Source organism: Mucilaginibacter aquaedulcis (assembly GCF_030409325.1).
GTDB lineage: Bacteria > Bacteroidota > Bacteroidia > Sphingobacteriales > Sphingobacteriaceae > Mucilaginibacter > Mucilaginibacter aquaedulcis.
In genome coordinates, this window is sequence record NZ_JAUFPR010000002.1 from 418,359 (window position 1) to 433,227 (window position 14,869).

At 37.7% G+C, this 14,869-nt stretch carries 11 protein-coding genes; 7 read left to right on the plus strand and 4 right to left on the minus strand.

Going from position 1 to position 14,869, the window contains the following annotated elements:
* Nucleotides 1–20: 20 nt before the first annotated feature.
* The 4 genes from QWZ01_RS06385 to QWZ01_RS06400 all read left to right on the plus strand — a co-directional run bounded on the left by QWZ01_RS06385 (nucleotide 21) and on the right by QWZ01_RS06400 (nucleotide 7,518).
* Nucleotides 21–1,265 (plus strand): YdcF family protein, encoded by a 1,245-nt coding sequence (locus tag QWZ01_RS06385; RefSeq protein WP_290322462.1) that lies wholly within the window; start codon nucleotides 21–23, stop codon nucleotides 1,263–1,265.
* Nucleotides 1,266–1,314: 49 nt separating this feature from the next.
* A complete protein-coding gene (locus tag QWZ01_RS06390; RefSeq protein WP_290322463.1) occupies nucleotides 1,315–2,193 on the plus strand; it encodes a hypothetical protein in 879 nt (292 codons plus the stop codon).
* Nucleotides 2,194–2,624: 431 nt separating this feature from the next.
* Complete coding sequence (locus QWZ01_RS06395) at nucleotides 2,625–5,966, plus strand: SusC/RagA family TonB-linked outer membrane protein (RefSeq protein ID WP_290322464.1); 3,342 nt, start codon at nucleotides 2,625–2,627, stop codon at nucleotides 5,964–5,966.
* A gap of 22 nt (nucleotides 5,967–5,988) precedes the next feature.
* Entirely contained in the window at nucleotides 5,989–7,518 is a 1,530-nt protein-coding gene (locus QWZ01_RS06400; RefSeq protein ID WP_290322465.1) for a RagB/SusD family nutrient uptake outer membrane protein, read from the plus strand.
* A 91-nt stretch (nucleotides 7,519–7,609) separates the two neighbouring features.
* Here the strand turns inward: QWZ01_RS06400 and QWZ01_RS06405 are convergent, their stop codons facing one another.
* Nucleotides 7,610–8,587, minus strand: a complete 978-nt coding sequence (locus QWZ01_RS06405; RefSeq protein ID WP_290322466.1) for a GlxA family transcriptional regulator — start codon at nucleotides 8,585–8,587, stop codon at nucleotides 7,610–7,612.
* Nucleotides 8,588–8,745: 158 nt separating this feature from the next.
* On the minus strand, nucleotides 8,746–9,249 hold the full coding sequence (locus QWZ01_RS06410) for an RICIN domain-containing protein (RefSeq protein WP_290322467.1): 504 nt from the start codon (nucleotides 9,247–9,249) through the stop codon (nucleotides 8,746–8,748).
* Nucleotides 9,250–9,530: 281 nt separating this feature from the next.
* On the opposite strand from QWZ01_RS06410, the gene QWZ01_RS06415 reads away from it, so the two are divergent.
* The 3 genes from QWZ01_RS06415 (at nucleotide 9,531) to QWZ01_RS06425 (ending at nucleotide 12,923) form a co-directional block, all read left to right on the plus strand.
* Complete coding sequence (locus QWZ01_RS06415; protein WP_290322468.1) at nucleotides 9,531–10,064, plus strand: OmpA family protein; 534 nt, start codon at nucleotides 9,531–9,533, stop codon at nucleotides 10,062–10,064.
* 130 nt (nucleotides 10,065–10,194) lie between these two features.
* Nucleotides 10,195–11,868: an ATP-binding cassette domain-containing protein gene (locus tag QWZ01_RS06420; protein WP_290322469.1), complete on the plus strand. Its 1,674-nt coding sequence runs from the start codon at nucleotides 10,195–10,197 to the stop codon at nucleotides 11,866–11,868.
* Nucleotides 11,865–12,923, plus strand: a complete 1,059-nt coding sequence (locus QWZ01_RS06425) for a glycosyltransferase family 4 protein (protein WP_290322470.1) — start codon at nucleotides 11,865–11,867, stop codon at nucleotides 12,921–12,923. Before QWZ01_RS06420 ends, QWZ01_RS06425 begins: the two co-directional genes overlap by 4 nt.
* Here QWZ01_RS06425 and QWZ01_RS06430 read toward each other — a convergent pair whose 3' ends face one another.
* Both QWZ01_RS06430 and QWZ01_RS06435 read right to left on the minus strand, forming a co-directional pair.
* Nucleotides 12,924–14,096, minus strand: coding sequence for an amidohydrolase family protein (locus QWZ01_RS06430; RefSeq protein WP_290322471.1), 1,173 nt, complete (start codon nucleotides 14,094–14,096; stop codon nucleotides 12,924–12,926).
* Nucleotides 14,096–14,836 (minus strand): class I SAM-dependent methyltransferase, encoded by a 741-nt coding sequence (locus tag QWZ01_RS06435; protein WP_290322472.1) that lies wholly within the window; start codon nucleotides 14,834–14,836, stop codon nucleotides 14,096–14,098. Before QWZ01_RS06435 ends, QWZ01_RS06430 begins: the two co-directional genes overlap by 1 nt.
* Between the last annotated feature and the right edge of the window lie 33 nt (nucleotides 14,837–14,869).

Below are 14,869 nucleotides of genomic sequence, written 5' to 3' on the forward strand. Positions count from 1 at the left end.
TAGTAAAAATTCTTTACCTCATGAATTTTAAAAAGTATCTGATTGTATTATTCTGTTTAACAACTTTGTATAGTTACGGCCAAGCCCCCGATCCTCAATACAAGCTGGTAGGTAGTAATTTTATTCAAACTAAAAATTATTATCTGCTCACTTTGTTTCAAAGTAACGTCGCTGCAAAGCAAATGCTTAGTAATGATCCGGAACTGGTAAAATTAACCCGAACACGGCTTGAAAATATCAAAGCTTCGCTTACTACGTGTAAAGATGTATCATGCTTTACGCAAACCATCAAATTTACCGACGATGAAATAAAAGCTGTTAGTGAACGATTGACCAATTTATACAAGCCAGATAACGCTTTAGGTAACCTGGTAAAACTGGATTTGATACCATCAGGTACTTATATATTATATAAGGATCTGTCGCCGGTTCAATTATTAGTTAAAGCATGGGAGCAGGATGCAAAGGCAGTTAATTATACTATTGAAGTGTACGCAGAAGGAAGAAAACCAAATTATCCGCTGATTGATTCTATCGCTTTTAATGTAAAGAGCCGTTCTTACCTTAACCTTGTTTATGATGCCTCCGCAACTATATATGATGAAGACAAAAAGGAAAAATTGTTTTTTACCCCATCAATGAACTATGCCTTGCAATGCCTTGAAATAAACGAGCGGGAAGATGCAGCCAATGATGAGCCAATGGTGCTGAAAGTAAATAAAAATGCTTTTAACAGGATAAAAACCATAAAATGGGGTGATTATAAATACACAATGATCTTGATTCCGGGTGCAGGACCCGATGTTGATGGAGTAGCTTTAAGCGCTGAAGGTATGTTACGTTGCAGAGTAGCCGCCCTGAGATATTTTGAAGGATTAGCACCATTTATCATGACGTCAGGAGGGAAGGTACATCCCTATAAAACAAAGTTTTGCGAGGCTGATGAAATGAAAAAATATATGGTCGAAAAATTGCACGTTCCAGAAAATGCCATATTTGTTGATCCTCACGCGCGCCATACCACCACAAATATGCGCAATTGTGTGCGCATCATATTCCGTTATGGGATGCCATTCAGCAAACCATGCATTACCTCTACAGATAAATACCAGAGTTATTTTATAGAGAATATGGCTGGCCGGTGCCAAAAAGAACTTGGTTATGTGCCATATATATTAGGTAAACGCTTATCAGATACTGAACAGGAGTTTTATCCGGTTATCACATCATTACAGATTGATGCCGATGAACCCCTTGATCCATAGGTCGTAATCTTTATTTTAAGTACTATATATTATTAAAAAACATCATATTATGAAGAAAATATACTTTGCATTAATAGCGGTTTTATCCTTAGGGTTAATGTCATTTTTAACTTACACGGTTGAAATGAATACAGTGCGTTCCTTTACTATTGATTCATTAGGAGCGTGCCAGGGAATATCCTATCAAAACGGAAGAATATTTTTATATGGCGACCGGGAAGTAGGTATGATCCGTGAGTTTAAAATGGTAGGCGATAGTTTAACCTATATAAATAAGGAATATAAGCTTACCCGAAACGGACAGGATGTAATTAATCATCCAACAGGCATAGCTTACAACGGTACAGAGCCAACTTTTATGGGTAATTCTATTCGTCTTAACAAGGAAGGCACTAAATGGAAAGCCGTAATTTATTGTATTGACTGGAAAGGTCTTTTAAAAACAGGAACCCTTGATGGTAACCTTATAAATACCATTGATGATGATGCTTGTATTCAAGGTACGAGACCTGAATATATTAAATATAATAATAAGTGGTACGTAGCTACTGCCGATTATGGAAATAACGGCAACGAAGTTAGGTTGTACGATCCTGCTGCTTTGAAAAAAGCAGGCAAAACGAGTGATAAAGGAGTCCTGTTTAAAAAGTTCACCTGTACAGCCTGGGTGCAAAATCTTCATTGGATACCATCGAAAAATGCATTGGTACTTATTCAAAACCAAAAGGAGGGAAGAATGTGGCGTTTCACCTATGTGGATCTGAAGAAGTCAATTGAAACGGGTACCCAACAAGTAATCAAAGAAGTAAACATCGAAGGAAAGCAGGATGAGCTTGAAGGGTTTTCATTTCTAGGTAGCCCAGACAAAGGTATAGCAGTATCGTCTTCACGAAAAAATAACGTAACATTTACTAATACTGCCTGGTAAAATTAGTGTGTTTTGTAGTGAACAATGCCGAAACGATATGTGAGTAACTTTTATGTGGTTAATATAAACTTAACATTGAGGCTTTATTCTCTTAAGACTATTGAATTAATTTTGTCTTTTCATTAAGATATTTATAATATAAGTTCGTAAATATTATAAATATATATATTATATTGATAAAACGATATTTATTTAATCATTAAATTTTTGCCTATGTAGATACCTCTCTATTCTAAGATCGAAACCGGCGAAAAAAATGAACCGGAGAATACGCCCATATTCTCCAGGTCCGGAATCAATTGTCAAATAACTGGAAAAGCGGTTGCAATGCTTTCAGTAGTTACCATTAACAATCAACATTTAAATATATGTATAAAAAGATTACACCCAATCTTTTAAAAAGAGATCTTATAAAGATTAAAGCTCTTCTTTTGATTTTACTGTTTGCATCATTACAACCTGTACATGCAAACTATATCAAAACGAGTATCATTAACAAGGCTGCAGAAGAAGCACCTGTAAAAATATCAGGTACTATAACCGACGAAAAAGGCTTACCCTTGCCCGGTGTAAGTATTTATGAAAAAAAGTCACATAAAGGAACGGCATCAGACATTAACGGTAAATATACCATTACCGTTGAGCAGGGCTCAACCCTTGTTTTTGCCTTTGTGGGTTATGCCAATCAGGAAATTGTAACTGGTAATCAAACACAATTAAACATCAAACTGATGCCTTCAACTAATATTCTTAACGAAGTAGTTGCTATAGGTTATCAAACTGTACGTAAAAGTGACTTTACAGGTGCTATTGCCAGCGTTAAATCAGAGGAGTTGAACTTAACTGCACCAACTGCAGGTCAGGCACTTGTTGGTAAGGTAGCAGGTGTTCAGGTGGCACAAGTTAGCGGATCGCCTTACTCAACCACTAAAATCAACGTACGTGGTGTAGGATCATTCCTTGCGAGTTCAGACCCACTGTATGTAATTGATGGTTATGCGGCCGGTAACGATTTATTTATCAATCCTGATGATATAGAATCAATTGATGTATTGAAGGATGCTGCATCAGCGGCTATTTACGGTTCAAGGGCTGCAGGTGGTGTAGTTCTGATCACAACCAAACACGGTACTAAAGAAAACAGCAAAGGTAAATTTGAATATGATGCACAGGTTGGCGTTAACGGCCTGGCAAAAAAAGTTGATCTTTTAAATTCAGATCAGTTTGCTCAGCTGGTAATAGATGGCCGTAATAACTCATACCATGATCTTTGGGTAACTACCGGTCATACCTGGAACGATGCCATGTATTCTGATCCGAATGCAACACGTATTGCCAATGTTGGAAACGCGGGTTCAGTAAGCGTTCCGCCTTATTTATATAACTTCGCAACACAATCACTTATTCATCAAACGGTTAATACCGATTGGCAAGATGAGCTATACCGTCACCCGGTAACACAAAGTCACAACCTCTCATTCTCAGGTAATTCGAATGGTACAAGGTACTATTTCAGTACTGGTTACCAGGATCAGCCTGGTATTATGCTGGGTACAGGACAGAAAAAAATTAACCTGCGTGCCAACATTGATGGCCAAATCGGTAAGAGATTAAAAGTAGGTGCCAACATCGCATTTACACAAACTACCAATCAGGAGTCGCAAGATGGTCGTTGGGATCATAGCCCGGCATTTGGCGCATTAATATATATGCCATTTTTCCCAGCTTACAACCCTGATGGCAGCATTGCTACAAATGTTGCGGCAGCACAGTCAACAGCTTATGCATATCAATCAATTGAAAACCCGTTAGCTACAGCAACGTTAATTAAGATAAACCGTATAGGCGACAGGGGTACTTATAACGTTCATGCTAACTACAATATCTGGGATGGTCTTTCTTTCAATGCCAACCTGGGTATGCAAACTTATGCCGAAAACTATAACTATTATTTACCTACTAATATTAGTAATGGCGCAAACCCTCCAGGTTCATCTCAATCAATACAGGCAGCAAAGGCTATACGCCAAACCATTGATTATCGTGATCAATTAGGTGAGTTCACTTTAAACTATACCAAACAGTTAGGTAAAAACCATTTTGATGCATTAGCGGGTTATACTGCTCAAAAAACCACTAATAATGTCCTTTCTTTACAAGGTACTGGTTTCCAAAATGATAATATACCTAATATTAGCGGTGCTAACCCGGCACAAATAACACTTATAACACCTCAAAGTTCTTATTTTGAAGGCATCCAGCCAACCGGAGATGATACTTATACATTATTGTCATACCTGGGAAGGATCAATTATAACTACGACAGTAAATATTTCCTATCTGCTTCGTTCCGTACAGATGGAGCTTCTCGTTTTGGTTCTAAAACAAGATATGCAAATTTCCCATCGGTATCAGCAGGATGGAACTTGTCTGATGAGTCATTTTATCATGGCTGGCTTGGCGATCAGTCAACCGTTAAGTTACGTGCCAGCTGGGGATTAAGCGGCAATAATAATATTGGTAATTATACTGCACAGCAGTATTTTAACTCGCCGGCAAACGTGGTATTTGGTAACCCTGGTGCTACAGCACCTTCGCTTACCGCAGGCAATATTGCTGATCCGGATTTAACTTGGGAAACAACATCACAATATAACTTTGGTGCTGACTTAGGCTTACTTAAAGGACGCCTTTTTATTATTGTAAATTATTACCTAAGCCATTCATACAATTTATTATTTAAAGAACCTATATCTGCTATTTCAGGAAGTACAACTGTTACAACCAATTTAGGCCCTGAATCAAGAATAAGCAATAAAGGATTAGATTTTCAAGTTGACGGTAAGGTAATTGCACAAAAAGATTTTAGCTTAAATCTAAGTGGTAACATATCTATAAACCGTAACAAGGTATTGAACCTTGGCGGTAGCAATACCATTATCAGCGCAGGTGCCGAGCGTTCATATTTAACCAACATTACTCAGGCAGGGCAACCGGTGGGGATGTTTTACGGTTATAAAGTGGCCGGTATGGTAACTCAGGCAGATCTTGCTAACATAGCTACAGACCGTGCTAACTATAATCCAGCTACGCAGTCTTATCCGGCTGGTTATAAAATCAAAGGTCCGCCTATTTCAACATTTTCAACTACTCCGATACAAGCAGGTGATCTTTATTTCAAGGATGTTAACGGCGATGGTGTAGTTAATGCCAAAGATGCAGGTATTATTGGTACTCCGTATGCTAAATTTACCTATGGTTTTGCTATCAATGCAACCTTCAAAAACTTCTATTTCAGCTCATCATTTGCCGGTTCTTACGGCAATCAAATAGTTGACGGACAAGATTACTACTTGTACAATATGGAGGGTTCAGGTAACCAATACGCTGATGTGGCTGATCGTTACCGTAATGCAGCCTCCCCGGGTGCGGGAAGCGTTTACCGGGCATCACGTGGTAGTACACAAAGTAACAGCACCAGGTTATCAACCTTTTATTTACAGAGCGGATCTTTCTTAAGAAATACCAATATGACATTGGGTTACACGCTTAAATCTGATTACATAAGCCGTAACCTGGGTTTAGGTTCATTAAGAATATATGGTGCGGTTAACAATGGATTTACCATTACCAAATATAAAGGATATAACCCTGAGGTTAATTACAACTATTCGTACAGCGGTTCATCAAATACAAATCTTACCCCTGGTATTGATTATGGTGTTTATCCGTTGGTACGTTCGTATAATTTGGGTGTAAAAGCCACCTTTTAATTAAAAAATAATTCTGAAGCAAATGAAGAATATAAATATAAAGTTGTTTAGCCTGGTTGTATTATTGACACTGGGTTCATGCAAAAAAGACTTTTTGGAGCAGAGTAACCCCGATGCTTCTTTAATAAGCAAAGCTTTTAAAACTGAAAATGACGTGTTATTAGCAGTGAATGGTTGTTATGCTCAATTAAGAAGTGGTAACACCATAGGTGAAGGAAGCGATCTGTGGACCGACCAACGTTCTGATGACACCGGGACAAATGATAATCAATCAAACGCTGGCGAGCCTTTCGGATTTAACAACTTCTCATTAATACCTACCAATAGCTATTTATTTTCGCATTGGAGTGCTATGTATTCGGTTATATCTAACTGTAATATTGTATTATCAAACATTGATAAGGTAAATTTCGCAAAGCCCGAAACCAAACAGCAATATAAAGCTGAAGCTGAATTTATACGTGCTTTGATATATTTTCATATGGTTAGGGAATGGGGTGATGTGCCATTGGTTACCAAGCAGTTTACAGATCTGGATGAGATTGCAGCAAGTACCGCACGTACGCCACAAGCTACTGTATATGCACAAATAGTTGCCGATTTGAAAGATGCTCAAGGAAGCCCTTTGCCTGCTACCCAGGCCGCAGGTACAATTGGCCGTATATCATTGGCTGCTGTAAACACTTTGCTGGGTCAGGTTTATTTAACTATGGCTACTACTTTGGATGCTAATAAAACGGAAAATCTGAATAACGCGTTAACAAGCCTTACAGCAGCTTATAACGCTAAAACTTTTGGTAACCTGAAGGATATTCCTTATACCGATGTATTTGACGTAACAAAAAAAGGCAGTTGCCCAGAGTTGATTTGGCAGATAGTGAACATACAGGGCGACCCTGTTTACAGTTCAAGCATTGCTGCAAATAACCAGGCTAAAGGTGAAACCATTAACTCATTAAAATCATCAAGTAGTGTCGGTAATAATGTAACACATGATCTGGTGAATGATTATGAGGCTAATGATCCACGCGGTGCATTCTCAATTAAATTTGCCAATGATGCTACTGTTAAAGATTGGTTTGTAACCAAGTTCAGAGATGCAAGCGCCGGTGCGAGTAAAAATGGTTATGGCGGTAATGATTGGATATTGATGCGTTACGCAGATGTGATCCTGATGCTTGCTGAAGTAAACATGTATTTAGGTAACACTGCGGCAGCTATCCAAAACCTTGATATGGTACGCGCAAGAGCTGGTATGCCTACTTATGAAGTATCTTCACAAGATCCTACTTATGCTTCAAAGTATCCAACGCTTAAGCTGGCTATATTACACGAAAGACGTGTAGAGCTTGCATTTGAACATCACCGTTTATTCGATCTGTTGAGAACATTTACTACTGATGAATTGGTAGCATATTTCCACAGTAAAAACCAGGCCGACTTCGGCACGGCTCTATTGTCAAACTTTACCACTAAAGACAGGTTTTTCCCAATTCCGTTTAACGAAACCAAGTTAAACCCTGTTAAAATGTACCAAAATCCAGGTTATTAATCATCTGGTACATATCCAACAAAAAAGGAGGGCATAACTGCCCTCCTTTTTTGTTATGAATAATTGTGTCTCTGATCTTTTGCGAATAATATTATGTTGCGTATTCGCGCTGATATTTGTTACGATAATCAATTGGAGATAAGCCAGTGATACGTTTAAATGTGGTACGAAAAGCCTTGGTATCAGTGTATCCAACATTGTACATCACCTCATTTACATTTTCGCGTGAAGTTTCAAGACTTACTTTAGCCGCTTCTATTTTTACACGTTGTATATATTCGGCCACTGTATTGGCTGTTGCTTTTTTAAATCTGCGTTCCAGATTGCGGCGACCTAAGGCAAACATGGAGGCCAGCTGTTCAACCGTAATCCTTTCCTGGTAGTTTTTCTCAATAAATTCCTGCGCTTTTTTTATTGGATCATCGGCATGATCTTTTTGCCCTTGGAAAATAATGAACGATGACTGGTTATTACGTTCCATTTCAATAGCAAATACTTTTGCGCTTAAAATAGCAATATCGCGGCCGGCAAATTTTTCAATCAAGTACAGAATAAGGTTAAGATAAGAGAAGGCCCCACCGCTTGAATAGAGACCTTGTTCGTCGGTAATGATCTTTTCAGTAACCAGCGTTACCTCAGGGAACATTCTTCTGAAATCATTTGCCGCCATCCAGTGAGTAGCGCACTTTTTGCCATTTAATAAACCTGTTGAGGCCAATAAAAACGCACCCATGCATAAACTAGCCACCTCGGCGCCATTATTATATTGTTCGGTTATCCAAGGTAAAAAATCTTTATTGTTTTCAACTTCAACACTAATATCACCATCAATTGCAGGGATAATGATGAGGTCTGTTTTTGACACCTCGGCAATTGTTTTATTGGCATTAACAGTAAATAGGCCACCGCTAACAGGGGTTTCTTTGCTAAGGCCAACCAGTTCAACTTTAAAGATAGGATCTTTACCGGCAGCCATGAAAAACTGGTTTACCTGTGTTAAAAGCTGGCGCGAACCCTCTAAACTTCCCAATATGGCCCTTTTAGGCACAAGTATCGATATATGCTTCATAATACGTAAATAGGTTATAATGGTATTTATAGTTCTGTAATCAGACACATTGGTCAATCATCTGTTACAAAACGCATTCAAATTATAATTTAATAAATATCATTCTAATTTAAATCAAGCCACATCAGAATGAAAAAATAACTAATAACTTTATTGGTTTACATAGTAGGATTTTGTTCATAAATGCTCCAGTACTGATCTGGTGTATTCCGTTTTTGCGCTAATATGATAGCGGAGTTGACACCTCCTTTAGGATCGGCAGGGGTAACATACAGATCGGTATCTTTAAGCTTAATAAGATAAGTGTCTTTTTTTACAGCTATAAACTCATATTGCTGATTAGGGGCATTGGCTACCAGGGGCTGTTCTTCAAAAGCTACGTTGGCAGCTGCTTTAGTTACTGGCTGAAATGTTTTATTGGTGAACAGGTTTTGTAACTGGTAAGTGTTTGATCCTGTGTTTTTAAAGTTCCATGTCATACACTTCCAGTTTTCCGGGTGGTAGGCTACCAGCGGTGTGCCATTTTTTGATTCTGCATCCTTTACTCTTAAAAGCATTCCGGTCTGTACATTTTTTATTGCGTAAGTGCCTGATATACTTTGCGCAACACAAGGAATTGCTACAATTACGAGAAGAAAGGTTATAAACGAAGACAGTTTCATACAGATAGATTTAATTTACAATTGATTACCAATATAACAATTTGTTTGTAAAGTGGATTTGATAATGACAACTGCTTTTGTGTTGAAGTTGTATCGATGCGGGTATTCAGGTTATTCATTTTGCATACTTACAGTACTCAATTACCGTTTAATTACCAAATGGATAAGTGCCCGTTATAAAACAAAAGCCGCGTTAAACCATTTATTTACCGAAGTGATAAATTCAATTTTGCTTGAAATCACTAATATTTTTTATGTTTACAAAAAAACAAACTTTAGCTATGAACGCTTTTAAAACACCCTTATTTACTTTAATTTTCGCATTATTAGCCGTTACGGTATTATCCTGCAAATCAAAAAAGCTGGCTCAAAAACCAGTACCTGTTGAAACAGAACAAACTTACGCACCTAAGCCACAACCGGCACCTGCTCCGGCACCTGAAAAAAAGGAAACCCCACCGCCGCCGGCACCAAAACCAAATTATAATTTCAGCAATATTCAGTTTGAATTTAACTCAGCTGTTTTAAGAACATCTTCTTATCAAACATTAGATAAAGCTGCTGCTGAAATGAAAAAAGATAATACCGTTAAATTTGTATTAAACGGTAATGCATCAGCCGAAGGTACTCCAGAACATAATATGGAACTATCTGTAGAAAGAGCAAACTCTGTAAAATTATACCTGGTAAACAGCGGCATTAATGGAGATAACCTTTCTGTAAAAGGCTTAGGCGAAACCAACCCTATTGGTGATAACAATACCGAAGAGGGTAGAGTATTAAACCGCAGAGTAGAGATCAAGGTTAACAAATAATAACTATTCCTTTATAAAGTAAAAGGGCCTGATAATTGCATTATCAGGCCCTTTTACTTTAAATCCGGTGGCAACCAATGCAGCTTACCCTTCGTAATGATAAAGTAACAACAATACTTTATCCGGCATTTTGAAGCACATCATTAAAGGAATATCAATCCTTTTAAATACTAAGGAAAAGGCACGATTTTACAGGCTGATCCTGTTTGATCTGGTTATCAGTGTGCTTGATATTGCTTTTTTAGGGACACTGTTGCTGGTTATTGGATTTTATACTTCTTCCAAAACTATAAACTTCTCTAATTTTTTATTTCCGATTAGCTGGTTTAATAAAGATTCATTGCTGTTGATCAGTGTTTTTTTAGTCCTGTTTTGTCTCAAAAATTGGTTAGGGTATGGGATACTTCAATTTCAACATCATTTTTTTTATAATGTAGCCTCACGCTTATCAAAAAGGAATATCATTTATTATCTTAAAGGAGACTATCTACGATTTGTGAATGTTGATTCATCTATTCATATCCGGCAAATAAGTCAGCAGCCCATTGAATTTAGTCATTATATTTTAACTAATGTTCAGCAGATCATATCACAGGCTATTCTGATCCTGTTTACTATAAGTGCGATCCTTATTTATCAACCAATATTGTTTTTAATGTTGCTGCTGTTATTGTTACCACCCATACTGGTGTTGGGTTACTTTATCAGAAAACGATCAAAACAGATCAGGGTAAATACCAAACTTACAAGCGAGAAAACCCTTCAGCATTTACAGGAGTCATTATCAGGCTATATAGAAAGCAATATTTATCATAAAAGTGATTTTTTAACCAATCGTTATTACAACTATCAGCAGCAATTAAATAACAATATAGCTTCACAGCAAACACTACAAGGACTCCCTTCAAGATTAGTAGAGGTTTTTGCTGTATTAGGTTTCTTTATCCTCCTACTGATCAACAAATGGTCGGCTCATAGGCCGGTTATAGATTTATTGACCATTGGTATTTTTATGGCTGCAGCTTATAAAATTATTCCGGGTATCATTAAAATATTAAACAGCACCGGGCAAATTAAAACTTATGAGTTTACGCTGAATGATTTGCTAATGGTAAAGGAGGAACGATTCCCAAAAAACAATACATCTCCTGACTTTATTCTGCCCTTGTGCGAAATTGGATTTAATAACGTCAGCTTCAGATATAAAGATCATCCGATATTGAAAAACTTCAGTTTTAATATTAGGCAGGCTGATTTTGCGGGCATATCAGCTATCTCCGGACGAGGAAAAACCACCATGATCAATTTACTTTTAGGCTTTTTGCAACCTGATGAAGGCCATGTTTTAATCAATGATCAAATTGCCAATGTAAATACAAGAAAGCAGTATTGGAAAAAGATAGCCTATGTAAAGCAGCAAAATTATCTTATACATGATACCATTCTGAAAAACATTACCCTCAGCGATGATGAATATGATCGGGATAGGTTAAACTTTGCAGTTAATTTTTGCGGTCTTGATTCATTATTAAACAAAGATACCGAGGGATTATACCAAATGATCAGAGAAAGTGGGAAAAACCTGAGTGGAGGCCAGCGGCAAAGGATTATGCTGGCAAGGGCGCTATATCATGATTTTGATTTATTGATACTTGATGAGCCTTTTGGCGAAATGGATCAGCAGGCAGAAAATATTATCCTGCTTCAGTTAAGGGAGCTGGCTCAAAGTGGCAAAATTATTCTGTTTGTAACACATAATACCACAAGCCTCACTTATTGCAACAAACTGATAACATTGGCATGAACAAGCAAAAAGCGTTGGTGATAATAAGTCCGGGTTTCCCGGTTAATGAGAATGATACAACCTGTATACCACCACAGCAAGTATTTGTAAAGGCATTAAAGCAATGTTATCCGCAGCTTAATATCATAGTGGTTAGCTTTCAGTATCCTTTTGAAGCCATAACATATAAGTGGCATGGAGTAGAAGTAATAGCGTTAGGGGGAAAGGCCAGGGGAGGACCTTACCGGCTTTTTACCTGGAAAAGCGCCTTACGTGTACTAAAAGATCTGAATAAAAAATACGAGATATCTGGTTTGCTAAGTTTCTGGCTTGGCGAGTGTGCGCTTATAGGCAAGCGCTTTGCACGCAAAAACAATCTGAAACATTATTGCTGGATGCTCGGCCAGGATGCAAAAGCCGGCAATAATTACGTGAAGCAGATTAATCCGGATGGAGATATGCTGATAGCGCTGTCTGATTTTTTGGTTAGGGAATTTAGTATTAATTATGGTATAAAACCGGCTTATGTTATTCCGCCCGGTGTTGATACCTCGCTATTTAAGCCTTTAAATAACGATGTTAGAGATATTGATGTCATAGGTGCAGGATCACTTATTCCGCTTAAACAGTATGATCTGTTTATTAATGTGATCAAAAATCTGACACAAAAATTTCCTCATATAAAAGCGGTTATATGTGGGAAAGGGCCAGAAATCGAATCCCTGAAAAAACAGATCGTTAAACTAAACCTGACTGATAACGTAGAGCTAAAAGGCGAGTTACAGCACGCTGAAGTATTGGCTTTGATGCAACGTTCTAAGGTGTTTTTACATACCTCTGCTTATGAGGGTTATGGCATGGTACTGAACGAAGCGCTGTATGCCGGTGCACAAGTGGTAAGTCTGGTGAACCCGATGAATGAACGCCACTCAAATCATCATGTTCCGGATAATGCAGAGCATTTGCCGAGTATAATTGAAGAATTACTTGATAATCCTAACCCTATATACGAACCCGTGTTGGTTCATCCAATACAAATGGTAGTTGCAAAAGTAATGGCTTTATATAACTACTGATCATATAATTTGGCGACCTATAATCTCTATCGGGAAAACAAATTCTGGCAGGTATTCTCTGATCTCAGAAATTAGCGCTTCTAAATTACCCTCCACATATTTAAAGCTTCCATTTATTTTAACAAGACTAAAATGCATTCCCCGTAAATCAGGAGCCAACTGGGGCAAGAGTTCCTGTTCAAACAGACGAATTTTTCCCTGATGCATAATCAACAAAATATCTGCCGGAGATACTTCATAAAAAGCATCAAGATCTTTTTTTTTATCTTTTCTTCTGGTAATAACTATATCGGCATCTTTACCAGGGGTAAGCTGTCCGGTATTCAATCCCCACGTTTTTGAAGGCTCAATAGTAAGTGAATTATATAATTCCTCATCGGTTAGCAAACTCGTTTTGCGTGCAAGGGCAATATGCTCCCAAATATTCCAGTCACTTGTCAGGGTAGAGTCTGTGCCGAATATAACAGACGTATTATGTTTGAGTTGGTGTATTGGTGCCGTTTTATTTAACAAAAAATAGTTTGATTGCGGGCACCACACAATAGCTTTAAAATGGTTTGCTTGCTGCGTGTTCATGGCCACGCCGTGAATACCAATCAAATTTCTGTGAAGGATATTCCAGGATATTAAACGGTGAATTTCATCTCCCGCTTCTTCATCAGTACCTTCACCTGTATGGATTACTACAGAAAGTTTTCTTTTGAGCGGATTGTTTATTTTTAGTTTCCATGCTTTTTCAAAGGCTGGAGAGTGCAGATCGTGAGTATCCTCATAAACTGTAATAAGAGCATCATCAAGGGATAAACGCTCACCGTGGTTAACTACTGTTGTAACGCCGCAAAGCAGGTTCTTGTAAATCCCCCATTTAATGCGGAGTTCAGATGGTACCTGTAATACATTATTTATTTCATACTTAAATTGTTGATGTATGTAAGCACCCCATTGAGTATAATTTGTATAAATGCGTTTACCTAACTTTGGAAATAAATTAAAATCAAGATGATCATGGGAATTGATAAGGCCTGGAAAAACCAGAGCGTCATTGAAATAAAGCTGCAGCGTGTCAGTATCATCAATAGTATTAGTTGGAGATACATTATTGATCTTATTCTGAAAAATATCAATACTAACTGAAGCCCCGCCGGTTGCCTGTTTCAATCCATGGAGTATCATTATCCCTTTTTTAAATGTATACCGTATATTACTGGGAAGCCATTGTATTTTTCAAACACATGCATAGCGTTTTGTTTTGTATAAAATGGTTTCATGCTTTCATCAATTTTTATTTCTTCCTGGCTCATTAACTGAAAGTTATTACGAAGTAAAACATCTTTAATGGTATAAATGGGATGAACATAGTTTCGTACGGTCATTACAGCGTTATTATGTTTAAAGGTACGTTTACCCCCGAATGCCAGCGTATGCGGATGAAAATCTGTTATAATCATATCTCCGCCACTTTTTAATAAACGCGTCCATGATTGCAGGGCTTCTTCAATATTTTCAATATGAGCAACCGTAAGTGTGGATATGATCACATCATAAGTTTCATCCGGAACATCTGAAAAGAGGTTGTCGGTGATTTGTCGGATTTGAGCCTGTGGGTATTTTTCTTTTAGCTTTTGCAGCATACCGCCAGATACATCAAAACCAGTTAAAGCTCCGGGTTGTTTATCAAATATAACTGACCAGTGCCTGCCGGTACCACAACCAATATCTGCTACCTGTTTACCCTGAATATTGATCTGGCTAATAAGATAGTAGAATAATTTACCATCAAGATGAAGCATGAGGTTATCGGGTTGTTTATCATAATCGTCAGACCATAGATCGTAGGCTTCTACTGCGCTTTTTTCTGTTACTGCCTTGCCCGATACTCTATTTTGTATATAATTTTTTATGGTGCCTAACATATACTGCTTCTTATATAACAATAACGGTTTTAT